The sequence below is a fragment of the Brevibacterium sanguinis genome (assembly GCF_039528855.1).
GTDB classification, from domain to species: Bacteria; Actinomycetota; Actinomycetes; order Actinomycetales; family Brevibacteriaceae; genus Brevibacterium; species Brevibacterium sanguinis.
Window position 1 is genome coordinate 114,057 of sequence record NZ_BAAAMB010000004.1, and the last position, 25,368, is coordinate 139,424.

A 25,368-nucleotide genomic window follows, 5' to 3' on the forward strand; every position below is an offset into this window, starting at 1 on the left:
CTCTCCTCGTCGGCTTGGGGGATGGGGGCGGACCGTGTCGGAGACCGACCGGTGACCGCAACAGCGTCGAATCCAGTTTAGTGGACAGTCGGCCTGTCGCTGTCCCCGGCCCATCCCACCCAGATCGCCGAGGCGGCGGCCCGGCTCAGCGGTTCAGCGCGGCTCGCGATCACGGCAGACACGGCCCCGGTGCGCGAGCCATTCGACCGCGGTTCAGCGCGGCCCGTGATCACGGCAGGAACAACCCCGGTGCGCGGGCTCACCCCGGCCCAGGTCCGGACGGGCGAGTCACTCCACGGAATAGGCCCGCAGCGCCGAGGTGTCGACCTCGACGAAGACGTGCGTGCCGACCCTGACCGCGGCGCGCAGCTGCGCGAGCGTCGCCCCGAGGCCCGGATGGAGGATCCCGAAGCCGGCACCGGAGTCAGGCCTACTGCCGTCAGCGGAATCGCCGGCACCGCCCGAATCAGCACCGCCACCGCCGAGGCGGGCGAGATCGGCGAGGTCGACGTCGAGGGCGAGCCCCATCTCCGTGTCGACGGGTGAGAGCTTCGCCTGGATCGCGGTGCCGCGGTCGCGCAGTCCGACGACGATGGCCTCGAAGACCGCCGCCGAGGTGAACGCCGGGTCGTGCTCGTCGAGCGAGACGAGGGCGCTGCGCCAGGAGAGGGTGACGAAGACCTTCCCGTCGAGCTCGGTCCGGGCGCGGACCGCGGAGTGGCCGATCGACAGCCAGCCCTTGCGCGCCAGACCGGACCAGATGTTGACCCCGGTGAGCTCGGCGGGCAGGGAGCCGCGCGGTTCGCTGACGACGGAGGCGAGCGAACCGAACGCGACGAGTTCGCCCTTCTCGATGTCGGCGACCCCCGCCTCGGCGATGATGAAGTCCGTGAGTGTGTCAGAGGAGAAGACGATGCCGCGGCCCTGGGCGGCCGCGAGGTCGGCGAGCCGTGCCCGCAGGCCGGTGCGGATGTGGCCGGGCACGCCCGCGAAGGGATCGATGAAGGTCAGCCACCGGGAGCCCGTCGCCCAGGCGGCGGCGAGGACGAGCTTTGCGCGCGCCCCCGCGTCGAGGTCGCTGAGACGTCCGCGCAGCGCCTCGGGCGGCAGCCCGAACTCGGTGCACGCCGCCGCCAGTGCCGCCTCCCCGGGATCGGCACCGGCGGCACGGAAGTACGTTCTCACCCATCTGCGCACACGCAGACGTCCCGACCGGAATCCGGTCGGGATCTGTGGGGGAGGCGCGACGCCTGACAGGGCCGCCGCGGACAGCACCACCTCGGTGATGCTGTCCGGGCTGCCCATGAGCCCGAGAACCGTCCCTGCTCGAAGACGACCGAGGTCGATCGGGCGTCTGCCGAGGTGCAGCCCCTCCAGGGACAGTTCGGTGCTCAACGGATCTTAGAACTCCGCAGGATCGTCGGCGGCCGCATCGGCGCGACGACGGGTGATGACGACGGCGGCCGCGCCGACGACGAGGAGTCCCGCGCCGAGCGCGAGTCCGGTCAGTTCGGCACCGGTGCGGGGCAGGTCGTTCGAGGCGCTGCTGCCGCTGCCGGAGTCACCGCTGCCGGATCCGCCGCCGGAGCCCGAGCCGTTGCCGTCCTCGGACACGTCGGTGCCGTTGGTGACGACGGTGAAGCTACCGCCCTGGGGCTTGTCGAAGCTCTCGGCCTGGACGCGGACGTTGTACGTGCCGAGCACGGCCTTGACCTTGGCCTGGACGCCGAAGGTCGCCTTGCCTTCGTCGTCGGCGTCCTTCGACATCGTGTAGCGGTCGACCTTGCCCTGGGCGTGCTCGACGACGATCGTGATCTTCTCACCGGGCTGTGCGCCGGTGACGCCGAGGGTCACGCCCTTGTTGAGGAAGTCTTCCGAGGTGATCTCCGTGGGATCGATGATGAGGGCCTGCGGTGCTGCCGCCGGCTGCTCATCGTCGTTCGTTCCCTCGCTCGACGAGGGCGACGGATCGCCGGTCTCCGACGGCGTGCCGGTCTCGGTGGGCGACGGCTGTGACTCCGTCTCGGACGGCGTCGGCTCCTCGCTCTCCGCCGGGCTCTCCTCAGGGCTCTCCGAAGGAGTCTGCGGCGGAGTCTGCGTCTCGGTCGGCGACTGCGTGGGAGTCTCGGTCGGCGATGCGGTCTCGGACGGAGTCTGCGTGGGCGTCTCGGTCGGCGACGCGGTCTCGGACGGCGTCTGCGTGGGCGTCTCGGTCGGAGTCTGAGTCGGTGTCTCGGTCGGCGACTGGGTCTCCGACGGCGTCTCAGTCGGGGCCGGGGACGTCGTCGACGGCGCCGGAGCGGTCGGACGCTCGCAGGTGCCGCCGGCTCCCGAATCGTCGATGTCGGCATCCGAGGCGACGACCTCGAAGGTCACCTTCGAGGAGTCCTTCTCGGTCTTGAGGTCTGTGAGGAAGAGCGTGTACTTGCCGACCGGCACCTGAGCGCCCTCGGTCGTCGAGAAGTAGTAGGTGCCGTTGACCTTCCCGTTCTCGTCGACGGTGAGCTGCGTCTGCGGGGTGTACTCCGTGCCGTCGGTGCCGACGACCGTGACGGTCGCCTTCTCATCCGCGGTGAACCCGGTGCCGGAGAAGCCGATGCCCTTCGTCTTGTCCGCGACGTCGGCACGGGTGATCTGGGCTGCGGACACGGTGGCCTGCGGGGTGGAGCTGTCGGGGACCGCCGAGCTGTTTTCGGGGTCGGTCGAGTTCTGCGCGCCGTCGTAGGCGCAGAGCGGGCCCTGGGGCACCGTAGGAGACTCCGTCGTCGCAAACGCCGGAGCGCCTGCGAGACCTGTCAATGCGACGGCTACTGCGGGGGCAAGCACAAGACGCGAGGTCTTCACAGTAATGCCTTTCGGTTGATCTCAACCCGCGAAAGGCGATGGAACTCCCGGCATTCCTTGGCTGAAAAGAGGAAGGCACCATCGTGCGCGGGTTCGTACAGCACACAACTCTAAGGCATTCACTCAGGCGGGTGGGGAGACACACGGAGGGAAATCAAGGAAAAATCCCGCGATCGTTATCATTTCGTGACCAAGTAACGGCGTGTCGCTCCTCACCGAGGCGGCTGCTGAGTCCCCACCGCACCCTCACCGAGGTGATTCCTCAGTCCCCGGCGCAGCCCCGCCGAGGCGGTCGGCAGGTCCCGTCGGCCTCCGAGACTGCGCGAGACGGGCCGTCCGACTACCATCGGGGATGTGACTCTCCTTTCCGATCGCGACATCCGCGCCGAACTCGAATCCGGCCGCATCGCCCTCGATCCGTGCGATCTCTCCCTCGTCCAGCCCGCGAGCGTCGACGTGTGCCTCGACCGGTACTTCCGTCTCTTCGACAACCACAAGTACCCGGTCATCGATCCGAGCCTCGAGCAGCCCGAGCTCACCCGGTTCGTCGAGGTCGCCCCCGAGGAGCCCTTCGTCCTCCACCCCGGCGAGTTCGTCCTCGCGTCGACGCATGAGCTCGTCACGCTCCCCGACGACATCGCCGCGCGGCTCGAGGGCAAGTCCTCGCTCGGCCGCCTCGGGCTCCTCACGCATTCGACGGCGGGCTTCATCGACCCCGGATTCACCGGGCACGTCACCCTCGAGCTCTCGAATGTCGCGACGCTGCCGATCACCCTGTGGCCGGGCATGAAGATCGGCCAGCTCTGCTTCTTCCGGCTGAGCTCCTCGGCGGAGAACCCCTACGGCTCGCAGATCACCGGCAGCCGGTACCAGGGCCAGCGGGGCCCGACGGCCTCCCGGTCGCACGCGAACTTCTTCCGGAGGGCCATGTGATCTCCCGGCGCGAGCTGCGGCAGCGGGAACAGGCGGAGCAGGNNGCCGCCGATCTGCGCGGGTTCCACCTCCTGCTCCTCGACGCCGAGGTCGAGGTCTCCGACGTCCTCGCGCTCGTCCACAACCGTCTGCCCGATGTTCCCGCCCGGCTCGGGGACAACGGCCAGGTGCGCCTGTCCCGGCATTCGCGGCTCAGCGCCGGGGTCGACCTCGACCCGTTGACCGCGGCCGCCCTCGAGGTTCCCGAGTGGGCGACTCACGCCGTCGTCCTCGACTGCCCGCGGGACCGGGAGCCGGCCCCGCCGCCGGACTGGTTCGCCGACGCCGACGGCCTCCACGAGGCGTTCCCCAAGGGCCTGCCCGACCGCGAGGAGGAGCGACAGCTCAGCCTCCTCCTGTCGATCGCCTCCCGCCTGCACCTCGCCGTCCGCCTCGCCGACGAGGACGGACTGCCCACCCGCGTCCTCGTCCCCGACCCCGATGCGAAGGTCGACCTCTACATCTACTCGCAGTACTGGCTCGAACCCGAGGTCGCGCTCTCCGTCGTGCGCCGCCACGCCCCGCACGCCTTCCAGCAGGCCCTGCCGACCCCCGACGCCGCGGTGCTCGCACAGGCCACGCTCGACGATCCCCTCTTCGACGCCACGGCACCGGTCGTCCTCGACGGATACTCCCTCCTCATCCCGCTCGGGGAGATCGACGAAGGGGCGGGGGAGATCGAGATCCGCGTCATCGAGGCCGAATGGGTGCCGCCGATCATCGCCGCGAGCACCGCCGAGCCGCAGATCGAGTACCACGTGCACTGGATGGACACCGAGCAGCTGCGGTACCGGCCGGGCCGTCCCCGCCGGTTCCGTCGGATGCGCGCCGAGGTGGCCGACCTCGTCGATCGGATCGGTGCGGAGCTGCTCTCCCGCAGTGACGGCACGGGGCTCGATGAGAACGGGTTCCTTGTCACCTCGGGGCAGCTGCGGGGCTGAATCTCCCGATCTGAGCGAACGGCCCATTGATTGGGAGATCAGGGGTGTTCCATGAGAAAATACTGTTGAGCAGATATGACCCCATAATCCCCCTTTGAAGACGGAGGTGTCCGCCGGTGATTGCCATGACGGGAGCCTTCTTCGGGGCTGCTGTCATTGCCTATCCGCTGGTGAGGATCCTCGGCCGCAACGCCTTCTTCCTCCTCGCCCTCGTCCCGCTGGCGGGATTCATCCTCACCCTCAGCGCCGCCTCGGCGCTCTTCGGCCCCGACGGCGCCCCGGTCGTGGAGAACCTCGACTGGCTTCCCGCGCTCGGCCTGTCCGGCATCTTCCGCCTCGACATCCTCTCGTGGGTGATGAGTCTCATCGTCACCGGTGTCGGTACGCTCGTCCTCGTCTACTGCGCCCGCTACTTCCCCACCGACGAACCCGGCCTCGCCCGTTTCGCCGCGGTGTTCATGGCGTTCGCGGGCATGATGTACGGGCTCGTCCTCGCCGACGAACTCCTCGTGCTCTTCGTGTTCTGGGAGGGCACGACGGTCTTCTCCTACCTCCTCATCGGCCACAGCCAGTCCCGGCGACGGTCCCGGCAGGCGGCCCTCCAGGCGCTCATCGTCACCACGGCCGGCGGCCTCGCGATGTTCGTCGGGATGGTCCTGCTCATCACCGCCACCGGCACCGGGTCGATGTCGGCCCTCGTCGAGCGCGCGCAGCTGGGCATGGACACCGGCCCGGTCATCACCACCGCCGTCATCCTCATCCTCGTCGGCGCGGTCTCGAAGTCCGCGCTCCTGCCCTTCCACTTCTGGCTGCCCGGCGCGATGGCCGCGCCCACTCCGGTCAGCGCGTATCTCCACGCCGCGGCCATGGTCAAGGCCGGCATCTACCTCATCCTGCGGCTCGCTCCCGGCTACCACAACCTGCCGGGTTGGACGGAGATCCTCCTCACCCTCGGTCTGCTGACGATGTTCATCGGCGGGTGGCAGGCGCTGCGGCAGACCGACCTCAAGCTCCTGCTCGCCTTCGGCACCGTCTCCCAGCTCGGGTTCCTCACGGTCATGGCCGCCTTCGGGTCACCCGATCTCACCCTGGCGGCGCTCGCCCTCCTCGTCGGCCATGCCCTCTTCAAGGCCTGTCTCTTCCTCTGCGTCGGCATCATCGACCACCGTGCCGGCACGCGCGACCTCACGAAGCTCTCCGGCGGCTGGAAGGCGTTCCCCGTCGTCGCCGTGTGCGCGACGATCGCCGCGGCCTCGATGGCCGGCATCCCGCCGACGCTCGGATTCGTCGCGAAGGAGGCCGTCTACTCGACGCTGCTCGAATCGGGGACGAAGGCCGGGGTCATCGCGCTCATCGGCATCATGATCGGCTCGATCCTCACCGTCGCCTACTCGGCGCGCTTCGTGTGGGGAGCGTTCTCCTCGAAGCCAGGCGTCGACGACATCGCCCGCCGCGACGAGAACGTCACCCTCGTCATCTCCCCGATCATCCTCGCCGCCCTCACCCTCATCCTCGGGCCCGCGGCCGGCGTCCTCGACCCCTATCTCAAGGCGTGGACCTCGGTGCTGCCGACGACGAACCCGGCCGACGGCGAGTACTACCTGGCGCTCTGGCACGGCTTCGAACCCGCGCTCGGCCTCTCCGCGGTCACCGTGGCCGCCGGCCTCGTCCTCTTCTGGTTCCGCCGGACCGTCGCGAAGGTTCAGTCGACGCTGCCGGCGGGCATCGACTTCCACAACGTCTACCGCCGCCTCATCAGCGGCATGGAGGCGCTCGCGCTCTGGGTCACCGCACGCACGCAGCGCGGTTCGCTGCCGTTCTACCAGAGCGTCATCTACCTCGTCCTCATCGGCGGGGTCGGGCTCGCGCTCATCACGAACAACACGTGGCCGATCCGCTTCCAGCTCGCCGCGAGTCCGCTCGACTTCATCGTCGCCGCCGTCCTCATCGTCGTCGCGATCGCCGCGACCCGCGCGAAGAAGCGCTTCACCGCCGTCGTCGTCACCGGCATCTCCGGCTATGCCATGGTCGCGTTCTTCGCGTTCATCGGCGCCCCGGACCTCGCACTCACGCAGGTCCTCGTCGAGACGATCACGATCGTCGTCTTCGTCCTCGTCCTCCGCCGCCTGCCCGCGCGGATCGGGCAGAGCACGGGGCGCTTCACCCCGGCATGGCGGGCGATCATCGGCGCCGGCGTCGGCGTGACGATGATGGTCGTCGTCCTCCTCGCCGCCGGCGTGCGGATGTTCGACCCCGTCTCCGTGGACTTCGGCGAACTCGCCTACGTCATCGGCAACGGCCAGAACATCGTCAACGTCACCCTCGTCGACATCCGCGTGTGGGACACGTTCGGTGAGATCTCCGTCCTCGTTGCCGCCGGCACCGGAGTCGCCGGGCTCATCTTCGTCCGCGGCCGCGAGGGCCACCTCGGCCGCTTCTCCCCGGACCGCACCGGCTTCGGCCGGGCCGGACAGCTGCGCTTCCAGCCCGTGCCCGACGAGATCGGCCCGCGCCGGGAGGCCGACAGCGACCATGAGGGTCTCGAGGAGCGTCGGGCCTCGTGGCTCATCGCCGGGCGCACGCTCGCCCCGCGCAACCGCTCGATCATCCTCGAGGTCACCGCGCGCCTGATCTTCCACGCCGTCCTCGTCTTCTCCGTCTACCTGCTCTTCACCGGGCACAACACTCCCGGCGGCGGTTTCGCCGGCGGTCTCGTCGCCGGTCTCGCCCTCGTCGTCCGCTACCTCGCGGGAGGCAAGTTCGAACTCGCCGAGGCGGCCCGCTTCACTCCCTCGGGCCTGCTCGGCACCGGGCTCATCCTCTCCGTGCTCACCGCGGTCGGCGGCTGGTTCTGGGGCGATGCGGTCTTCAAGTCGATCTACGTCGAGGGCACGCTCCCGCTCCTCGGCGAGCTCAAGTTCGGCACCCCGACGTTCTTCGACATCGGCGTCTACCTCATCGTCGTCGGCCTCATGCTCGACATCCTCCGCTCCCTCGGCGCCGAGGTCGACCTCCACCAGGAGCGCGACGAGCTCCTCCTCACCGACCGCCTCAACACCTCGCTCGGCCTCACCGAGCGCATCGGCGACGAAGCCGAGCACCACGCGGTCTCCGAGATCCTCAACCGCGTCAACCACCTCGAAGTCGACAACGGCGCTGAAGGAGGACGGCTGTGAGTCTGCCCTTCGTCATGGTCCTCGCGATGGGAGTGCTCTTCGCGTGCGGCGTCTACCTCATGCTCGAGCGCTCCCTGACCCGGGTGCTGCTCGGCTTCATCCTGCTCGGCAACGCCGTCAACCTCCTCATCATCCTCACCGCCGGGCGCGGCAGGCCGCCGCTGACCGACGGGAAGAACCTCTCGACGGTGGGCATGTCCGACCCGCTGCCGCAGGCCCTCGTCCTCACCGCGATCGTCATCACCTTCGCGGTCACCGCGTTCCTGCTCGCGATGATCTATCGCTCATGGCGACTCGTGCGCGCCGACTCCCTCCAGGACGACGCCGCCGACCTCCAGGTCGCGATCACGAAGATGATCAACTCGGAGGCCGAGGCCGGCACCGACTACGACGACACCGAGTTCGGCGACGAGGCCGAGAGCCCGATCCGCGGGGCCGTCGACCTCGACGACGACGGCACCCCGGCAGAGCGGAAGGCCGAGGCCGCCGAGGAATCCGATGCGGACGTGGGCCCCGCCTCGGCGCCGGGAAGGACCACCGGGGGCACCGACAGCACACCCGGCCCCGGCCGCACCGACACGACCGGCAGAACCGACACGACCGAGAGCACACGGGAGAAGGGGGAGGACCGATGACCGAGCTCCTGCCCATCCTCGTTCCCCTGCCCGTCCTGCTGCCGCTCATGGGCGCGGGCCTCGCCCTCGTGCTGTCGAAGCACACGCGCTCGCAGAACATCGTCTCCGTGCTCACGCTCACCGCGGTCATGGTCATCGCGTTCGTCGTCCTGCTCGGGGTCGACCAGTACGGGCCGCAGGTCGTCGCGATCGGCGGCTGGGAGCCGCCGGAGGGCATCACGCTCGTCGCCGACCGGCTCTCGGCGCTCATGCTCGTCGTGTCCTCGCTCGTCACTCTCTGCGTGCTCATCTACGCGCTCAGCCAGGACGCGAACGACGATTCGAACGAGACGCCGATCTCCGTGTTCAACCCCAGCTACCTCGTGCTCTGCGCGGGCGTGGCGAACGCGTTCCTCGCCGGCGACCTCTTCAACCTCTACGTCGGCTTCGAGATGCTCCTGCTCGCGTCCTACGTCCTCCTCACCCTCGGTGCGACGGCCGAGCGGATCCGCGCGGGCGTGACCTACGTCGTCGTCTCCCTCGTCTCCTCGATCATCTTCCTCACGGCGATCGGCGTCATCTACGCGGCGACGGGCACCGTCAACATGGCCCAGCTCGCCGAGCGCCTCGACCAGCTGCCGCCGGACGTGCAGATGGTCCTCCACGTCCTCCTCCTCATCGGCTTCGGCATCAAGGCGGCGATCTTCCCGCTCTCGTTCTGGCTGCCCGACTCGTATCCGACGGCGCCGGCCCCGGTCACCGCGGTGTTCGCGGGCCTGCTGACGAAGGTCGGCATCTACGCGATCATCCGCACCGAGACCCTGCTCTTCTCCGATTCGTCGCTGCGGGTCCCGCTGCTCATCGCCGCGGGACTGACGATGCTCGTCGGCATCCTCGGGGCGATCGCGCAGTCGGAGATCAAGCGCATCGTGTCCTTCACGCTCATCTCCCACATCGGGTACATGCTCTTCGGCGTCGCGCTCGGCACGACGTTCGGGCTCGCCGCGGCGATCTACTACACGGTCCACCACATCATCGTCCAGACCGCGCTGTTCCTCGCGATCGGACTCGTCGAAATGCGCGGCGGGTCGACGTCGACGCGCTCCCTCGGCGGGCTCATGGTGCTCTCCCCGGCGCTGACGATCATCTTCTTCCTCCCCGCCCTCAACCTCTCCGGCATCCCGCCGTTCTCCGGGTTCATCGGCAAGGTCGCGCTCTTCGCCGCCGGCTTCGAGGACCAGAACTGGCTGGCCACCGCGCTCATCGTCGCCGGCACCGTGACGAGCCTGCTCACCCTCTACGTCATCGGCCGCACGTTCAACCTCGCGTTCTGGCGCGACCCGGCCGACGCCGAGGAGCCGAACGAGGAGCTCGTCGAGGAGTTCGCCGAGCGCAAGCGCACGATCCTGGCCGGCGGGACCTGGCGCTCGCGGATCGGCGTGCCGGGACCGATGTTCGCGGCCACCTCGGCGATCGTCCTCGTCTCGATCCTGCTGACGATCTTCGCCGGACCCCTGTGGGACCTGTCGATGCGAGCCGCGGAGAACCTCGCCGACCCGCTCAACTACGTCAACCAGGTGCTCGGAGGTGGTGGCTGATGACGCCGCGCACACCGGTGAACAAGGGCCGCCGGATCGTCCAGCAGCTCGTCCTCGTCTTCTTCCTCGTCGTCCTCTGGGTGATGCTGTGGGATTCGCTCACGGTGCTCAGCGTCGTCACCGGCATCATCCTCGCGTTCCTCGTCACCCGGGTCTTCTACCTGCCGCCGGTCGTCCTCTCCGGCCGGTTCAACATCCTCCACGCCGCGGTCTTCGCCGGCTGGTTCCTCTACTCGATGGTCATCGCGTCGGTCGAGGTCGCGTGGTTCTCGTTCCGCCCGAAGGCCGTGGGCGCCGGATCGGTCATCGCCGCGGACCTGCGGACCCGCTCCGACCTCATGATGACGCTCGTCGCCGACACCGCGAGCCTCATCCCCGGCTCGATCATCGTCGACAGCGACCGCGCCCGCGGACGTCTCTACCTCCACGTCCTTGACGCCGACACCGACGAGAAGATCCTCGCCGCGAAGAAGCAGGTCTACGACATCGAGGGCCTGCTCATCAAGGCGCTCGGGTCGACCCGCGACCTCGCCGCGCTCAAGGTCGACCCCGACCCGCTCGCCGCGTCCGCCGAGAGAGGAGGGACCCGATGAACGGCCTCGTCGTCACCGTCATCATCGCCGTCGCGACGATCCTCTTCGCCGCCTCGGTGTTCGTCGCCCTCTATCGCGTCATCCGCGGCCCGTCGATCCTCGACCGCATGATCGGCACCGACGTCATCCTCGCCTCCATCATGTGCGGTCTCGGCGCGTTCATGGCCGTGACCGGCCGCACCGACCTGCTGCCCGTGCTCATCGTCCTCGCGATGCTCGGCTTCGTCGGGTCCGTGAGCGTGTCCCGCTACGTCTCGAAGTCCGATTCGATGACCCCGGGCGCCGAGGCGGGGGCGCTCAGCGACTTCTCCGCCTCCGACTGGCACATGCCGAAGAGCGAGACCGCCGCCACCGGTGACGCCCAGTCCGCTCGGGAGGCGGCGTGGGCCGAGGACGTCGCCCGCGGCATCTCGAACGTCCCCGACGGACCCGTCGAGATCACCGTCCGCGACGAGGTCGTCGTCCCGGATCCGGGCCCCGCCGCGGCGACGACCGCCTCGGCGACCCCCGATGACGAGCGCGGAGAAGGCGCCGGCAGCGGTCCCGACGCGGGTCCCGACGACGAGCTCGCCGGGGAATCGCCTGACGGGGCGGCGGGTGCCGCGAAGGGCGACGGTCTCGCCGGGCCCACCGATGCGGTCGGGCGGCATCGGCACGACGACGGGAAGGGGGGACACGATGGTCCTTGATCTCATCAGCGCGATCCTCATCCTCCTCGGCGCGCTCCTCTCGCTCGCAGCCGCGGTCGGTCTGCTCCGGTTCGGGGACCTGCTCTCGCGGATGCACGCGAGCGCCAAGCCCCAGGTGCTCGGCCTCGTCCTCATCGCGATCGCCATCGCCATCCAGTTCCCGACGTGGGCGACGGTGACGACGCTGGCGATCATCGTCTCGTTCCAGCTCGTGACGATTCCCGTCGCCACCCACATGGTCGGTCGCGCCGGCTATCGCACCAAGCACCTGCGTCGATCTATGCTGTATCGAGATGAGCTGGCCGAAGCCGTCGATCGCGCGGAGGCCAGGGAGACGGCCCGTGAGCGCCGACGAGAGTTCGGAACGGACGAACATGACGGTTGACAACCAGCGAGACCAGCAGCCGCTGGTGCTCGTGGCCGACGACGAGCCGGATGTGCTCGGCGCGGTGGTGCCCTTCCTTCAGCGCTCGGGGTTCCGGGTGCTCGCCGCCGGTGACGGACTGCTCGCCCTCGACGAGATCCGCCGCCACCAGCCCGACGTCTGCGTCCTCGACGTGCTCATGCCCGGGGCCGACGGCCGGCAGGTGCTGCGCACCCTGCGGCAGGAGGAGAACTGGGTGCCGGTCCTCCTCCTCACCCAGGTCGGGGAGGCCGTGGAGCGGGCGATGGCGCTGGAAGAGGGCGCCGACGACTACCTCAACAAGCCCTTCGACCCCCACGAACTCGTCGCCCGGATCCGCGCGGTGCTGCGCCGGACCCGGAGTGAGGGCCCGCCGCTCGCGACCGCCCCGGTGCTCGTCTCGAGCTTCGGGCTGCGGGTCGACCGGGTCGGACGGCGCGCGTGGCTCGGGCAGCGCGAACTCGTCATCACACCCAAGGGCTTCACCCTGCTCGAATACCTCATGGTCCATCAGGACGAACTCATCGACCGCGCCCGGCTCCTCGAAGTCCTCTGGGGATTCGAGGAGGCCGTGGGCACCCGCGCCGTCGACTCCCGGGTCGCGGAGCTGCGGCGGGTGCTCGGCGAGGATGCCGCTGAGCCGCGGTGGATCGCGACCGTCCAGGGCCGCGGCTACCGTTTCGTCGGCGACGTCCACGGTGAGGAAGGACTCCGACGGATATGACGAACTTCCTGGTCATCGAGGTCCAGATCTGGCTGTTCCTCCTCATCCTCCTCCTCGTCCTCGCAGGACTCGCGGCGGCCGCGTTCTTCGGCTGGCGGCGTCTCAAGCGCCGCGAGGCCGCGCTGCGCGAGTCGATCGAGACCGCGGCTGCCGAGGATTCGCTCGCCAAGCGCAACCGGATGCTCATCCGCCTCGACCACGAGCTGAAGAATCCGCTCACCGCCCTGCGGACGTCGGCGGCGACGATCCGTGAGGTGTCCCGACAGGGCGGCACGCTCGCCGAGGTGGAGCCCTCGGCCAAGCAGGTCGACATCTCCTCCCGCCGGGTCGCGCGTCTGCTCGCCGACCTGCGCAAACTCGCCGATGTCGAGACCCGCATCATCGAGTACTCCCGCGTCGACCTCGACCGCCTCATCCATCAGGCCGTCGAGGACGCCTCGACCGCACCGGGCGCCGAGGATCGGATGATCGTGGCGACGGTCGCGCGTGCTCCCTGGCGCCTGCCCGACGTCGCCGGTGAGGAGGATCTCCTCCTCACCGCGATCCTCAACCTGCTCGGCAATGCGCTCAAGTACTCCTCGCAGGCCGAGGTCGTCGAGCTCCGCGCGAACGAGCAGATCATCGACAACCATCGGTGGGTCGTCGTCGAGGTCGCCGACACCGGCAGCGGCATCCCGTTGGGGGAGCAGGACCAGGTGTGGGACGAACTCTCCCGCGGCTCGCGGGTGCGCGCCGTCGCCGGGTCGGGCATGGGCCTCTCCCTCGTCCGCTCGATCGTCGCCCGCCACGGCGGGTCGGTGCAGCTCTTCAGCCAGGAGGGCGTCGGCACCTCGGTGCGCATGGTCCTTCCCGTCCTCGCCGACGCCGATCCGGTCGGGGCACCCCCGATGGCCGAGGGCGGTGCCCACGCAGCTGCCGGATCGCATCCCGTGCAGCCGGTGCAGAACCCCGATATGCGCCACGCCCCCGGGTTCCTCCCGCCGCGTCAGCCGAGCGAGGCTGAACTCAACGGGCGGATCCTCGGCACGCCGAGGCGGACATCGAAGCGCCGCCTCGAACGCGTCGACGGCACGCTCATCGATCGCTCGACGGGGGAGTCCGTCGGCAGCGGCAGCGGGTTCCCCGTCGACTCCGGTCAGCATTCGCAGTTCAAGCCCGGAACGCGGTCGCCGCAGAGCGGCCAGCCCCAGGGCGGCTCTCCCCAGAGTGATGGTGTGCCGGTCGAGGGTCAACCGCAGAGCGGTGGCGTGCCGGTGGGCAGTCAGCCGCAGGGCCGCGGTGTGCCGGCGGGTGCGCCGCAGCCCAACAGCGGACCCCAGCGGGTGCCTCATGGCGGTCGGCAGGCCGACAGCGGTCCGCAGCAGCGACCGCCACAGCAGGGAATCCCGCGGCAGCAGGGCGTCCCGCAGCAGGGAATCCCGCAGCAGGGGGCGCAGTCTCCGCAGGGCCGGCCCGGGGTGATGCAGCAGGGGCCGGGAGCGCAGCGGCCCGGCGGTCAGCCCGGCCCGCAACCCCACGGCGGTCAGCAGCCCGTGGGCAGCCAGCCCGGCGGCTACCCGGCACAGGGTGCCGGACAGCACTCGGCTCCTGGTTTCGGTCAGGGTCCCCACCAGGGCGTCCCCGGCGCTCCGGGCGCAGGACACCAGCGGCCGGGCCAGGGGCCTCCCGCCGGAGTCCCGGGGCAGCAGGGCGGCCAGCAGTTCGGTGTCCCGGAGCACCGGCGCTTCGCCGATCCCACGCGCCGTCCGACACCGCAGCCCGGTGGTCAGCCTGGCGCTCAGCCCGGTTCTCAGCCGCAGCCGCACGACGGCCGTCAGGCGGTCGGTGGTCAGCCGCAGCCGAACGCGCAGGCGGGCTACGGCAATCGACAGCCTCAGGACAGCCGACCGCACAGTGGCCAGCCTGGCCCCGCGCCGTCAGAGAGCGTCCACCCTCAGGCCGGCCAGCCGGGCAACGCGCAGCCCCAGGGCAGCCAGCCCGGTCCGGCACAGCCTGATCCGGCACAGCCTGATCCGGCACAGCCCGGTGCGGCCGACCAGCCGTTCCCGAGCCGGCGCGACCTGCGCAGGAGGAACGACTCGCGATGACGAGACCGGTGGTCCGCACAGTCACCGCGGTCAGCGCCGCCGCCTCCCTCCTGCTCAGCGGGTGCGCCGTCCTGCAGGTCCGCACCGCCGAACGCGACTCGGGACCGCTCGCCGTCGGCGTCCAGGAGGAGCCGGGCGAGCCGACGGAGGAGCCGACCGGACCCACGATTCCCGAGGGCATGGAGATGAAGTCGCACAACCTCGGCGCGGAATGCCCGGTCAATGTCAGCTTCGCGATCGGACCCGACTGGTTCGACGGCAGCAGCAGCCCGGCGTTCATCGTCTACAGCCGGGGGACGTCGCTGACCGACAGCGACACGATCATCATCTCGTGCAATGAGGCCTTCGACGACTCGCCCAAAGCGGTCGTCGACGGGAAGAAGCAGTACCAGTTCTCCGAACAGGGATCGACGGTCAACGCCGAGCGCACCGGCTCGATCGCATCGGGCTACTTCTGGACGTACCAGGCAGTGCTCGGAGAGGACGAGATCTTCGCGATCAACCAGGAGCCGACCGTCATGTACGGCGCGACCCTGGGGTATCAGACGAACGGCCGCCTCGTGAACATCAGCGTCGAGATGCGCGCGCTGCAGACCGACGAGGCCGCCGCCGAGGACTTCAAGACAATGCTGCCGACGCTCACCGTCGACGGCGAGCCGGTACCCTCGCCGACCTTCAAATGAGCTGACGGCGGCTGCGCCGGCCCCTGGCGACCGGCCCGGGCAGCGGTGACCGCCTGGGCCGGTCGCGGGTCACCGACCGGCCTACCGGCGCGAGCTCTCGAGGCCCGTCGGCCACTTCGCGCCGTTGGCCCAGTAGGCGGAGATCTCCGAGAGGTCGCGGCCCTTCGTCTCCGGGGCGAAGCGGAAGACGAAGAGGAACGCGAGCACGGAGAGCGCACCGAAGACGAGGAAGACGCCCGCGCCGCCGATGAGCTCGAGCAGCCCGGGGAAGAACTGGGCGACGATCGCGTTGGCGACGAGGTCCGCGGTGAGCATGAGCGAGGCGCCGAGCGCCCGGTACTTCGCGGGGAAGGTCTCACCCGCGTAGACCCAGACGAGGGAGCCGAAGCCGAACGTGTAGCCCATCGTGAACGCGATGATGCCGATGACCCCGAAGACCGTGCCGCCGGTCGTGCTGCCCGCTTCGCCGCCGAGGCTGAAGGTGAGGACGAGGACGACGGTCGAGACGATCATCACCCCGATGCCGGTGAGCAGCACCGGCCGCCGCCCGAAGCGGTCGACGATGAACATCGAGACGATGACCGCGGCCAGCGCGAAGGTCTGGACGATCGCCGGCAGACCGAGGAGGGCGCCGTAGCCGCTGAAGCCCATCGACTCGAAGATCGAGGGCGCGTAGTAGATCGTCGCGTTGATGCCGGTGATCTGGATGAAGAAGCCGAGCCCGATGACGAAGAGCGTGGCCTTGAGCAGATGACCGCGGAACATGTCGACGAGGCGGCCGCTCTCCTGATTGAGCTCGGTGCGGATCTGCCCGAGGTCCCGGTCGACGTCGCGGTTCGGTTCGAGGGCACGGAGGGCATCGGCCGCCTCGGCGTCGCGTCCCTTGAGCATGAGCCAGTGCGGGGTCTCCCTGACCTTGAGCAGCAGGAGGAAGACGATCGCCGCGGGCACCGCGGCGAGTCCGAGCATGAGGCGCCACGATTCGATGAGCGCGAGTCCCCAGCACACGAGGTAGCCGGCGATGATGCCGATGACGGTCGTTACCTGGTAGGCCACGAGGAGGCCGCCGCGGACGTTCGTCGGCGAGGACTCGGCGATGAAGACGGGGACGACGGCCAGGGCGATGCCGATCGCGACGCCGAGGAGGAGGCGGGCGATGAGCAGGGAGAGGTAGCCGGGCGCGAAGCCGGAGATGACGGAGAAGACGATGTAGCCGGCGGCGATGAGGAACATCGACTTCTTGCGGCCGATCGCGTTCGACAGCGGACCGCCGATGATCGCCCCGACGATCTGGCCGATGACGACGGCGGTCGCGAGCCCGCCGAGCTCGGCGCTGCTCAGTCCCAGATCCCCTTCGAGGAAGAGGAGGGCGCCGGCGATGTTGGAGATGTCGTACCCGTAGGTGATGCCGAGTGCAACGGCCGCGAACGCGACGATCGTGACGAGCCGCGGTGCTCGCCCCAGGTCGGTGAGGAATGCCACGTGACTGCTCCTTTGCGAGATGTGAACCACAGGTAACCGTACACGAATACTATCCACTTGTGGAGAAATATGCCATGATAATGATTGATTGAATCAAAAAACGATCAGGAGAATGAGCAATGGCCAGTGGCGGCACGTTCATGGCGGAGGAGCTCCGCAGTCAGCCGGACATGTGGGAGACCACCCTGTCCTTCCCCGTCGCCGAGGCGGCCGTCCCGGGCGACGGCGAGCGGATCGCGGTCATCGGATGCGGATCCTCCTGGTTCGGTGCGCAGGTCTACGCGAACCTCCGCGAAGCAGCGGGGCAGGGGGAGACCGACGCGTTCACAGCGAGCGAGTACCCGTTCGACCGCGCGTACGACCGCGTCGTCGCGATCTCCCGGTCCGGCACGACGACCGAGGTCATCGACACGCTGGACCGCCTCGACGGCACGGTGCCGGTGACGGCGATCGTTGGCGGCGCCGACACCCCGATCGCGCGAGCGGCCACCGCTGCCATCGCGCTCGACTACGCCGATGAGCGCTCCGTCGTCCAGACGCGCTTCGGCACCTCGACGATGGCTCTGCTGCGGGCGTGGGCCGGACAGACCGCGGCCGTCGAACAGGCGATCGACCAGGCGCGGACCGTGCTCGACGGGATCTCCGCCGACTTCTCCGAGGTCGATCCCGACATCCTCGACGACGGCCTCATCGACGCCGAGCAGTACAGCTTCCTCGGCATGGGATGGACCTGGGGCGTGGCCGACGAGGCGGCGCTCAAGCTGCGCGAGTCCGCGCAGGCATGGACGGAGTCGTACTCGTCGATGGAGTACCGGCACGGTCCCATCGCGATCGCGGCCCCCGGCCGGGTGACCTGGCAGTTCGGTGAGGCCCCCGAGGGACTCGCCGGTCAGGTCGAGGCGACGGGTGCCCGCTTCGTCCAGGCCGACCGGGACCCCCTGGCCGACCTCGTCCGCCTCCACGCGCTCGCGCTCATCAAGGCCCGCCGCCTCGGCGTCGACCCCGATCATCCGCGTTCGCTGACCCGCTCCGTCATCCTCGACCGATGACGACGCGGGAGGAGATCCACCGCGTCGCCGCCGGCCAGAGCCTCGGTCCCGGACCGGTCGCGCTCGCCGTCGACGTCGGCGGGACGGGGATGAAGGCCGTCCTCTTCGATTCCGCGGGCCGGTTCGTCGACGCGATCACCGCCCCGACCCCCGAGTGCACCGACACCGCCGCCGGTGAGGTCGTCGACGTCGTCGCGGACTTCCGTGCCCGCTTCGCGACCGCTCACCCCGCCCATCCCATCGCCGAGGCGGCCGTCGTCCTCCCCGGGATCGTCGACGAGGCGACGGGGACCGGGGTGTTCTCGGCCAACCTCGGCTGGCGCGACGTCCCGTTCGCGGCGATCCTCAGCGAGCGCCTCGGCGTGCCCGTGACGGTCTCCCACGATGTGCGCTCGGCCGGGCGTGCGGAGTTCGCCTTCGCCGAGGCGATGCCGGACAACGCGGCGATGGTGACGATCGGCACGGGGATCGCGGCGGCGATCATGGTCGAGGGCACGCTCGTGTCCGCGGGCGGGTTCGCCGGGGAGGTCGGGTTCACCGAGGTCACCGTTGATGTCGCCGACGGCGTGTTCCGCGGGCCGATCGAGCACATCGCCTCGGCGGCTTCGATCGCCAGACGCTACACCGCGCGCAGCCGCCGGGACGTCTCCGGGTCGCTCGGGGTGCTCGAGGCGATGCACGACGGGGACTCGATCGCCGCCGCGGTCTTCGCCGAGGCGGTCGATGCCCTCGGTGCAATGTGCACCCAGCTCGTCGCCGTCGTCGCGCCCGAGGTCATCGTCTTCGGCGGGGGACTCTCGAGCGCCGATGAGCTCCTCGACGGGGTCGACGCCGCCCTGCGCTCCCGCCTCGACTTCCACCGTGCCCCGCGCATCCGGCGGGCCGGTCTCGGCCCGGTCGCCGGCCTCATCGGCGCGGGCCTGCTCACCCGAGGGCACGCATGACCGCGGACAGCCGGTCGGCGGACGGAGCCGGTCCGACGGTCGCCGTGCTCACGCTCAGTCCCGCGCTCGACTGCACGCTCACCGTCCCCCGGCTCGACCGGGGGCGCACCCATCGTGCGGCACCGGCCGCCGAGGTGCTCGGCGGCAAGGGCGTCAACGTCGCCCGCGTGCTCGCCGCTCTCGGAGTGCCGTCGGTCGCCTTCGGTCCCGTCGCCCGGAAGCACTGGCCGGCCGCGGGCGACGAGGAGACGGTGCGGTGGGAGCTCACCGACACCCCGGCACCGCTGCGTCGCAGCATCGCCGTCATCGAGGACTCGGGGCGCGCGACGCTCATCAACGAGACCGCCCACCCCCATCCGGCGCACGTCTGGGCAGAGCTGCGGGCCGGTCTCGCCGCCCGGCTGCGCGCACCGGGTCTGCGGGTCCTCGTCATCTCCGGGTCGACCCCGGACGACTGTCCCGCCGATCTCGTGCCCGGACTCATCGCCGCCGCCCACGCGGCCGGGGTCACGGTCATCGTCGACACGTCCGGTGCCGGTCTCCTCACCGCCGCCGAGGCGGGCGCCGACTGGGTCAAACCCAACGACGAAGAGCTGCGCGCGCTCTTCGCAGACGAGGCCGACACCGAACGCGCGAAGTGCACGGCGGCGATCGAGCAGGCGTCCTCACCTGGCACGGCGCTGGCCGGTGCGCGCCTCAGCGACACGGCCGTCGCGGTCTCCGCGTGCGGCGATCCCGTGCTCCGCGGCGCCGGACGCCTCATCGACGCGGGCGCTCGACACGTCCTCGTCTCCCGCGGCGCCGACGGCATGGACCTCGTCGATGCGACCGGTCCGCGCCGCCGGGCACGGCTCGCCCGGACCCTGCACGGCAATCCGACCGGGGCCGGGGATGCGGCCGTCGCCGCACTGGCCTGGACGCTCGCCTCCCGCGCGGCCGGGGTCGGCGGGGACGCCGGTGGGGGAGCGGACGCTGAGGCCGGCGGGGACGCTGGTGGAGGAGCCGAGACCGGCGGGGACGACGGTGCGGGAGCCGGCGCCGGGGACGGGTCCGCGCGGGAGTCCGCGGGCGACCACCTCGGCGCTGCGGAGATCGGCGTGCTGCTCACGCGCGCGGTCGCGGTCTCGGCCGCCGCCGTGCTCATGCCGCAGGCCGGGCAGATCCACGCGCGCTGGCGCGACTTCGGTCATCAGGTCATCACCGAGGACATTCCGGCCCCGGCCACCACCCCGACCTCTCACACAGACGGAGCGAGACCATGACGAAGGCAGCGACGACGGATCTCCTCGCCGCGCTCGGGCGCCGTGCCTCGGACGCGACGGCCCCCGCCCCGGCCGGCACGGCAGGCGTCCCCGCCACCCCCGCCACCCCCGCCTCGGCGGCCACGGCAGGCACCCCCGCCTCGGCGATCGGAGCGTTCAACGTCATCACCCTCGAATCGGCCGAGGCGATCGCCGCCGGCGCCGAGGCCGCCGGGCGCCCGGTCATCATGCAGATCTCACAGAACTGCGCGAGATACCACGGGACCCTCGCGCCGATCGCCCGGGCGACGCTTGCGATCGCCGCCGCCGCGAGCGTGCCCATCGCCGTCCACCTCGACCACGCGACGGACCTCGCACTCGTCGACGAGGCGCTCGAGCTCGGCTTCGACTCCGTGATGTACGACGGCGCCCACCTGCCCTATGCGGAGAACTGTGCGACGACCGCCGAGGTGGTCCGCCGTGCCCACCGCCAGGGCATCGGCGTCGAGGCCGAGCTCGGGGAGATCGGCGGCAAGGACGGCGCGCATGCCCCGGGCGTACGCACCGATCCCGCCGAGGCGGTCGACTTCGCGGCCGCGACCGGCGTCGATGCGCTCGCCGTCGCCGTCGGCAGCTCCCACGCCATGCTCGAGCGCACGAGCCGCCTCGACCTCGACCTCATCATCCGGCTCGCCGCGGCGGTGCCCGTGCCCCTCGTCCTCCACGGCTCCTCGGGGGTTCCCGACGGCGAGCTCGAGCGGGCGATCGGGGCGGGCATGGCGAAGATCAATGTCTCGACTCATCTGGGCGCCGTCTTCACCGGGGCGGTGCGCGAGACCCTTGAGGCGGACCCGCGCCTCGTCGACCCGCGCCGGTACCTCGCGCCCGGACGCGAGGCCTTCGCCGCCGAGGTCGCCCGCCTGCTCGAGCTGTTCGCCGAGGCGCCGGCACCGGATCCGCTTGCCAAACCCGCACACGAGGCTTGAGAGTGGCACTATGAGCACGCGCGAAGACCGCCTCGACCGCATCCTCGGTCGCCTCGACCGGGAGGGCACCGTCGGCGTCGACGCGCTCAGCGAGGAGCTCGGAGTCTCGCTCGCGACGATCCGCCGGGACCTCGACCTGCTCGAGGAGCGGCGCCTGCTCGAGCGCACCCACGGCGGTGCGACCCGCAAGAACGTCAACTACGACCTGTCCCTGCGCTACAAGGAGGCCGCCGCCACCGAGGCGAAGGCCGCGATCGCGCGCGCCGCGGTCGCCCAGATCAGCCCCGGCACCGCCGTCGGGCTCTCCGGGGGGACGACGACGTTCCAGGTCGCCGATGCCATCAGCGAACGCGACGACCTCGTCAGCGACCTCACGGTCGTGACGAACGCCGTCAACGTCGCCCACAAGCTCGCGGTGCACCCGGGCATCAAGGTCGTCGTCTGCGGCGGCATCATCAACCCCTCGAGCTTCGAGCTCGTCGGCTCCTTCGTCGACGCGGTGCTCGCGAGCATCTGGCTCGACCTCGCGTTCATCGGGGTGCATGCCTTCTCCGCCGGTGCCGGCGTGATGACCGTCAACGAGGCCGAAGCGCACGTCAACCGGCTCATGGCCCAGCGCGCACAGCGGGCGGTCGTCGTCGCCGACTCCTCGAAGTACGGCAGGCGCTCGTTCGCCTCGGTGGGCGGGGCGGACGTGTTCTCATCGATCATCACCGACGACGGTCTCGGCGCCGAGGCGGTCACCGAGCTCACTGCCGCCGGCTTCGACGTCGACCTCGCGACGACCGACGGCCCGACGGGAGGCACGCGGTGACGGCTCCCATCCCCGACGTCGTCGTCCACAACGCGGTCATCCTCGACAGCGATCCCGCGACGTTCTCAATCGACTTCGCCGACACGTGGATCGCCGTCGCCGACGGCATCGTCGTCGACCGCGGTCGGGGCGTGATGTGGCACCAGTGCGCGAGTCCGGCGACGCGGATCATCGACGCCGAGGGCGCCTACCTCGCCCCTGCGTTCGTCGACATCCACACCCACGGCGGCGGCGGGCACAACGTCGAGGACGGCCCCGACCACCTCGGCGCGATCCTCGACGTCCACCGCGCCCACGGCACCCGTGCCCTCGTCCTCTCCTACGTCTCCGATACGATCGCCGGGCTCGCGGCCTCGCTGCGGGTCGGGGCAGGGCTCGCGCGGGAGAATCCCGCGGTCCTCGGACTCCACGCCGAAGGCCCGTTCCTCTCCCCGGATTTCAAGGGCGCGCACTCCCCGGAGGCGCTCACCGCCCCCACCCCCGAGGCGGTCGCGACCATCCTCGACGCCGCCGATGGGCGGCTCGCCCAGGTCACCCTCGCACCCGAACTGCCCGGCGCGCCCGAGGCGATCGCCCGCTTCGTCGCAGCCGGGGTGAGCGTGGCCGTCGGCCACACGGCCGCCGACTACGCCCAGACGATGCGGGCCTTCGAGGCGGGCGCGAGCATCCTCACGCACGCGTTCAACGGGATGCCCGGCATCCACCACCGCAGCCCGGGCCCGATCCTCGCCGCCCTCGACGCCCCGCACGTCACGCTCGAACTCATCAACGACGGCATCCACGTCCAGGCCCCGGCCGCGCGGCTGGTCACGGGGCTCGCACCCGGTCGCGTCGCCCTCATCACCGATGCCATGGCAGCCACCGGGATGGGCGACGGGGACTATGTGCTCGGCAGTCTGCCGGTGCGGGTCGAGGACTCGGTCGCCCGGGTCAGGTCCGCCGACGGATCGGTCGGGTCGATCGCCGGATCGACGCTGACCATGGACGATGCCGTGCAGCGGGCCGTCGCCGAGGTGGGGATGAGTCCGATCGCCGCCGCCCAGGCCGCGGGGCTGACTCCCCTGCGAGCGCTCGGTCGTCTCGCCCCCGACGTCCACAGCCTCCTGCGGGTGGGCCAACCCGCCGACTGCGTCCTCCTCGACGCCGACATGCGGGTGACGACCGTGTGGATCGGGGACCGGCGCTGAGGGTGTGGTTGCCCGGGAGAGCCGATGTCGTGGGAAGATGGTCGGCATGGATGCCCTGCTCCTCATCGACACCGACGACACAGCGCTGACCTCCGAGAAGGCCGTCGAGACCCTCGGCGGGATCGTCGGCCGCACCCGTGCGGTGGGCGGAGTGCTCATCTTCGCCACGACGAACGAGGAGGTCTCCGGTCGCGAGGACGAGGAGATCAGCGTCTTCGGCCCCGATGAGGAGGACCTCGTCCTCCGCTCGGACAATCCCGACATCTTCGAAGGCGTCGACGACCTCGCCGCCGGTCTCCACGACATGGCCGTCGATCGGATCGTCATCGCCGGAGTCGACGAGAACCCCGGTGCGGTGTGGGCCTCGGCGATGGCGGCCCTCGTCTGCAACTTCGACGTCATCGTCCTCTCCGATTCCGTCGTCAGCGCCGCCGGCGACCCCGTCACCTGGACCGATGCGGCCGAAGAGGCGGGCGCTATGGTCAAGCGCACCGAGGACACCTGGCTGCGCATGTGACTGGCGACCGCCTCGGCAGTGTGACATTGCTCTGAGCCGTCGGCGCTGACTGGCACGGCCACCGGGCGCGGTTCTACACTGTGTAGTGGGTAAATGGAGCCTGCATGGACCCTGAGGTGAGGAGGTGGCATGACCGGCTGGCACAAGTCGATCCGTGCTCTCTTCGCGGCTGTGATGACGACGATGCTCGCGGTCCTCATGCACGTCGGCGCCGGCGGCGACTTCTCCGCCCTCGGCACCGGCTTCGTCTTCGTCCTCGTTCTCTGGGCGGCGATGATCCTCGCGGGACGTCGCCTCGGATACCTCGCCCTCGCCGCGATCCTCGGCCTCGGTCAGCTCCTCATGCACGCCTCGATGGGCTGGTTCGGCCCGATGTCGTCGATGATGCGAGGGACTGCCGGTGGACCCGCCTCGGCGTCGCCGGATCCGACGATGTCGGCAGCCGAACACGAGCTCATGACCCCGGCCACCGGGTCTCTCGACCTCGGTCAGGCCGCGCCGATGGGCCATTCGATGGGCCACGCCAACGGCGCCGGCCCGGGCATGATCATCGCCCACATCGTCGCCGTCATCGTCACCGCGATCATCCTCAAGCGCGGTGAGGATCTCCTCTTCAGCATCCTCCAACTGGCACTGGGGCCGGTTGTCATCGCCCTGCGCGCACTCGCGTCCGCGCAGCTCAGTCTTGCGGGGGCGCGCCTGCGCGTCGTCCGCCATGTGCGCGAACTCCCGCACATGGTGCCAGCGGCCGTCATCGGCCCGAACTACCGTCGCGGTCCACCCGCGCTCGTCTGACACCTCACCACCGGCAGCGCGCGATCTGACGATGCGCTGCACCCCACATCACCCTCGGCATTCGTCGCAGAGTCATGCGATCATGCGCGCGGTTGCCCAGCGCCGACCGGTTTCGGCCACGTGCCCGGGCCGTCACGCCTACGACATCGGTCGCGGCCACGCGTCGACACCCGGCGCGGTCGAGAGCGGACATCCCGGTGAGCCTCCCGCCCTGCGGGACCTCCTGACGGGGATCGCCTCATGGCCGCATCGGACCCGCCTCGGCGACGGCATGATCCGCACCCGACCGCCGACGAACGCCACCACACGAAAGTGCAGACGAAATGCGCAAGAACACCATTCTCAAGTCCACCATGCCCGCGCTCGCCATGTCGGCGGCTCTCGTCCTCGGCCTCAGCGGCTGCGGTCAGAGCGGCAGCCAGAGCAGCGCCTCGGAACCCTCGGCCTCGAGCAGCAGCGCCTCGGTCGACGCGTCGGCTTCGCTGACGTTCGACGACGCATGGGTCAAGGCCGCTGACGAGGGCATGACGGGAATCTTCGGCACGGTGACGAACACGACCGACGCCGACATCAACCTCGTCGGTGCCAACTACGACGGCGCGAACATGGTCCAGCTCCACGAGACCGTCGGTGACGGCTCCGGTTCGATGATGATGCAGGAGAAGGACGGCGGCTTCGTCATTCCCGCCGGCGGCTCCCTCGACCTCGAACCGGGCGGCGACCACATCATGGTCATGGACATGACGCGCCCGATCAAGCCGGGCGAGGAGATCACCGTCGAACTCGTCACCGCCGATGACGAGACGATCTCCGTGACCGCGGTGGCCAAGGAGTACACGGGTGCGCAGGAGACCTACGCGCCCGGTGAGCCCGATGCCGCCTCCGACGGCGGCGACGGCATGGACGGCATGGGCGACATGTCGGGCATGAGCGATGAGGGCTCCGGTGACAACTGATCCCCGCGACCCGGACTCCGCGTCGGGTCGCGACACCGAGCCCGTCGCTGAGCGGACGTGGTGACCGGGAGAG

Annotated in this window: 22 protein-coding genes; 19 read left to right on the top strand and 3 right to left on the bottom strand. The window is 70.3% G+C overall.

What is annotated here, in order from left to right; genetic code table 11:
* Window positions 1-288: 288 nt before the first annotated feature.
* Window positions 289-1,395: an ABC transporter gene (locus tag ABD154_RS04605; protein ID WP_344250375.1), complete on the bottom strand. Its 1,107-nt coding sequence runs from the start codon at window positions 1,393-1,395 to the stop codon at window positions 289-291.
* Window positions 1,396-1,401: 6 nt separating this feature from the next.
* Entirely contained in the window at window positions 1,402-2,748 is a 1,347-nt protein-coding gene (locus ABD154_RS04610; RefSeq protein ID WP_344250377.1) for an LPXTG cell wall anchor domain-containing protein, read from the bottom strand.
* 450 nt (window positions 2,749-3,198) lie between these two features.
* On the opposite strand from ABD154_RS04610, the gene dcd reads away from it, so the two are divergent.
* From dcd to ABD154_RS04665, 10 genes are all read left to right on the top strand, one after another.
* The gene (gene dcd / locus ABD154_RS04615) at window positions 3,199-3,777 is read left to right on the top strand and encodes a dCTP deaminase (protein ID WP_137824968.1); all 579 of its coding nucleotides are present in this window, start codon (window positions 3,199-3,201) and stop codon (window positions 3,775-3,777) included.
* 1,105 nt (window positions 3,778-4,882) lie between these two features.
* Window positions 4,883-7,933, top strand: coding sequence for a Na+/H+ antiporter subunit A (locus ABD154_RS04625; protein ID WP_198500822.1), 3,051 nt, complete (start codon window positions 4,883-4,885; stop codon window positions 7,931-7,933).
* Window positions 7,930-8,568 (top strand): Na(+)/H(+) antiporter subunit C, encoded by a 639-nt coding sequence (locus ABD154_RS04630; RefSeq protein ID WP_232623757.1) that lies wholly within the window; start codon window positions 7,930-7,932, stop codon window positions 8,566-8,568. Before ABD154_RS04625 ends, ABD154_RS04630 begins: the two co-directional genes overlap by 4 nt.
* Window positions 8,565-10,145: a Na+/H+ antiporter subunit D gene (locus ABD154_RS04635; RefSeq protein ID WP_137824970.1), complete on the top strand. Its 1,581-nt coding sequence runs from the start codon at window positions 8,565-8,567 to the stop codon at window positions 10,143-10,145. Before ABD154_RS04630 ends, ABD154_RS04635 begins: the two co-directional genes overlap by 4 nt.
* Entirely contained in the window at window positions 10,145-10,738 is a 594-nt protein-coding gene (locus ABD154_RS04640; RefSeq protein ID WP_137824971.1) for a Na+/H+ antiporter subunit E, read from the top strand. Before ABD154_RS04635 ends, ABD154_RS04640 begins: the two co-directional genes overlap by 1 nt.
* Window positions 10,735-11,427 carry an MrpF/PhaF family protein gene (locus tag ABD154_RS04645; RefSeq protein WP_344250383.1) on the top strand — a complete coding sequence of 231 codons (693 nt, stop codon included), beginning with the start codon at window positions 10,735-10,737 and terminating at the stop codon, window positions 11,425-11,427. Before ABD154_RS04640 ends, ABD154_RS04645 begins: the two co-directional genes overlap by 4 nt.
* Window positions 11,417-11,812: a monovalent cation/H(+) antiporter subunit G gene (gene mnhG / locus ABD154_RS04650; protein WP_198499936.1), complete on the top strand. Its 396-nt coding sequence runs from the start codon at window positions 11,417-11,419 to the stop codon at window positions 11,810-11,812. The genes ABD154_RS04645 and mnhG overlap by 11 nt, the downstream gene beginning before the upstream one ends.
* A complete protein-coding gene (locus tag ABD154_RS04655; protein ID WP_198499935.1) occupies window positions 11,802-12,554 on the top strand; it encodes a response regulator transcription factor in 753 nt (250 codons plus the stop codon). The genes mnhG and ABD154_RS04655 overlap by 11 nt, the downstream gene beginning before the upstream one ends.
* Window positions 12,551-14,641, top strand: coding sequence for an ATP-binding protein (locus ABD154_RS04660; RefSeq protein ID WP_344250386.1), 2,091 nt, complete (start codon window positions 12,551-12,553; stop codon window positions 14,639-14,641). The genes ABD154_RS04655 and ABD154_RS04660 overlap by 4 nt, the downstream gene beginning before the upstream one ends.
* An 8-nt stretch (window positions 14,642-14,649) precedes the next feature.
* On the top strand, window positions 14,650-15,324 hold the full coding sequence (locus ABD154_RS04665; protein WP_344250388.1) for a hypothetical protein: 675 nt from the start codon (window positions 14,650-14,652) through the stop codon (window positions 15,322-15,324).
* Window positions 15,325-15,405: 81 nt separating this feature from the next.
* Here ABD154_RS04665 and ABD154_RS04670 read toward each other — a convergent pair whose 3' ends face one another.
* A complete protein-coding gene (locus ABD154_RS04670; RefSeq protein ID WP_344250390.1) occupies window positions 15,406-16,863 on the bottom strand; it encodes a sugar porter family MFS transporter in 1,458 nt (485 codons plus the stop codon).
* 62 nt (window positions 16,864-16,925) lie between these two features.
* On the opposite strand from ABD154_RS04670, the gene ABD154_RS04675 reads away from it, so the two are divergent.
* From ABD154_RS04675 to ABD154_RS04715, 9 genes are all read left to right on the top strand, one after another.
* Window positions 16,926-17,855, top strand: a complete 930-nt coding sequence (locus ABD154_RS04675; RefSeq protein ID WP_344250392.1) for an SIS domain-containing protein — start codon at window positions 16,926-16,928, stop codon at window positions 17,853-17,855.
* The gene (locus tag ABD154_RS04680) at window positions 17,852-18,799 is read left to right on the top strand and encodes an ROK family protein (RefSeq protein WP_344250394.1); all 948 of its coding nucleotides are present in this window, start codon (window positions 17,852-17,854) and stop codon (window positions 18,797-18,799) included. The genes ABD154_RS04675 and ABD154_RS04680 overlap by 4 nt, the downstream gene beginning before the upstream one ends.
* Window positions 18,796-20,061: a 1-phosphofructokinase family hexose kinase gene (locus ABD154_RS04685; protein ID WP_344250396.1), complete on the top strand. Its 1,266-nt coding sequence runs from the start codon at window positions 18,796-18,798 to the stop codon at window positions 20,059-20,061. The genes ABD154_RS04680 and ABD154_RS04685 overlap by 4 nt, the downstream gene beginning before the upstream one ends.
* Window positions 20,058-21,026: a class II fructose-bisphosphate aldolase gene (locus tag ABD154_RS04690; protein ID WP_198499931.1), complete on the top strand. Its 969-nt coding sequence runs from the start codon at window positions 20,058-20,060 to the stop codon at window positions 21,024-21,026. The genes ABD154_RS04685 and ABD154_RS04690 overlap by 4 nt, the downstream gene beginning before the upstream one ends.
* 10 nt (window positions 21,027-21,036) lie before the next feature.
* Window positions 21,037-21,840, top strand: a complete 804-nt coding sequence (locus tag ABD154_RS04695) for a DeoR/GlpR family DNA-binding transcription regulator (protein ID WP_198499930.1) — start codon at window positions 21,037-21,039, stop codon at window positions 21,838-21,840.
* Window positions 21,837-23,027: an N-acetylglucosamine-6-phosphate deacetylase gene (locus ABD154_RS04700; protein WP_232623753.1), complete on the top strand. Its 1,191-nt coding sequence runs from the start codon at window positions 21,837-21,839 to the stop codon at window positions 23,025-23,027. Before ABD154_RS04695 ends, ABD154_RS04700 begins: the two co-directional genes overlap by 4 nt.
* Window positions 23,028-23,073: 46 nt before the next feature.
* Window positions 23,074-23,544: a cysteine hydrolase family protein gene (locus ABD154_RS04705; RefSeq protein ID WP_198499929.1), complete on the top strand. Its 471-nt coding sequence runs from the start codon at window positions 23,074-23,076 to the stop codon at window positions 23,542-23,544.
* Window positions 23,545-23,673: 129 nt separating this feature from the next.
* Complete coding sequence (locus ABD154_RS04710; RefSeq protein WP_198499928.1) at window positions 23,674-24,339, top strand: hypothetical protein; 666 nt, start codon at window positions 23,674-23,676, stop codon at window positions 24,337-24,339.
* 323 nt (window positions 24,340-24,662) lie between these two features.
* Window positions 24,663-25,295, top strand: coding sequence for a copper chaperone PCu(A)C (locus ABD154_RS04715; RefSeq protein ID WP_198499927.1), 633 nt, complete (start codon window positions 24,663-24,665; stop codon window positions 25,293-25,295).
* Window positions 25,296-25,368 lie beyond the last annotated feature (73 nt).

Bases quoted from the DNA above. Each gene is read 5' to 3' on its own strand.
- ABD154_RS04710 (WP_198499928.1), top strand. From the start codon at position 23,674: ATGACCGGCTGGCACAAGTCGATCCGTGCTCTCTTCGCGGCTGTGATG.
- ABD154_RS04645 (WP_344250383.1), top strand. From the start codon at position 10,735: ATGAACGGCCTCGTCGTCACCGTCATCATCGCCGTCGCGACGATCCTC.
- ABD154_RS04635 (WP_137824970.1), top strand. From the start codon at position 8,565: ATGACCGAGCTCCTGCCCATCCTCGTTCCCCTGCCCGTCCTGCTGCCG.
- ABD154_RS04705 (WP_198499929.1), top strand. From the start codon at position 23,074: ATGGATGCCCTGCTCCTCATCGACACCGACGACACAGCGCTGACCTCC.
- ABD154_RS04655 (WP_198499935.1), top strand. From the start codon at position 11,802: ATGACGGTTGACAACCAGCGAGACCAGCAGCCGCTGGTGCTCGTGGCC.
- ABD154_RS04715 (WP_198499927.1), top strand. From the start codon at position 24,663: ATGCGCAAGAACACCATTCTCAAGTCCACCATGCCCGCGCTCGCCATG.
- ABD154_RS04675 (WP_344250392.1), top strand. From the start codon at position 16,926: ATGGCCAGTGGCGGCACGTTCATGGCGGAGGAGCTCCGCAGTCAGCCG.
- mnhG (WP_198499936.1), top strand. From the start codon at position 11,417: ATGGTCCTTGATCTCATCAGCGCGATCCTCATCCTCCTCGGCGCGCTC.
- ABD154_RS04680 (WP_344250394.1), top strand. From the start codon at position 17,852: ATGACGACGCGGGAGGAGATCCACCGCGTCGCCGCCGGCCAGAGCCTC.
- ABD154_RS04660 (WP_344250386.1), top strand. From the start codon at position 12,551: ATGACGAACTTCCTGGTCATCGAGGTCCAGATCTGGCTGTTCCTCCTC.
- ABD154_RS04685 (WP_344250396.1), top strand. From the start codon at position 18,796: ATGACCGCGGACAGCCGGTCGGCGGACGGAGCCGGTCCGACGGTCGCC.
- ABD154_RS04625 (WP_198500822.1), top strand. From the start codon at position 4,883: ATGACGGGAGCCTTCTTCGGGGCTGCTGTCATTGCCTATCCGCTGGTG.
- ABD154_RS04695 (WP_198499930.1), top strand. From the start codon at position 21,037: ATGAGCACGCGCGAAGACCGCCTCGACCGCATCCTCGGTCGCCTCGAC.
- ABD154_RS04690 (WP_198499931.1), top strand. From the start codon at position 20,058: ATGACGAAGGCAGCGACGACGGATCTCCTCGCCGCGCTCGGGCGCCGT.
- ABD154_RS04640 (WP_137824971.1), top strand. From the start codon at position 10,145: ATGACGCCGCGCACACCGGTGAACAAGGGCCGCCGGATCGTCCAGCAG.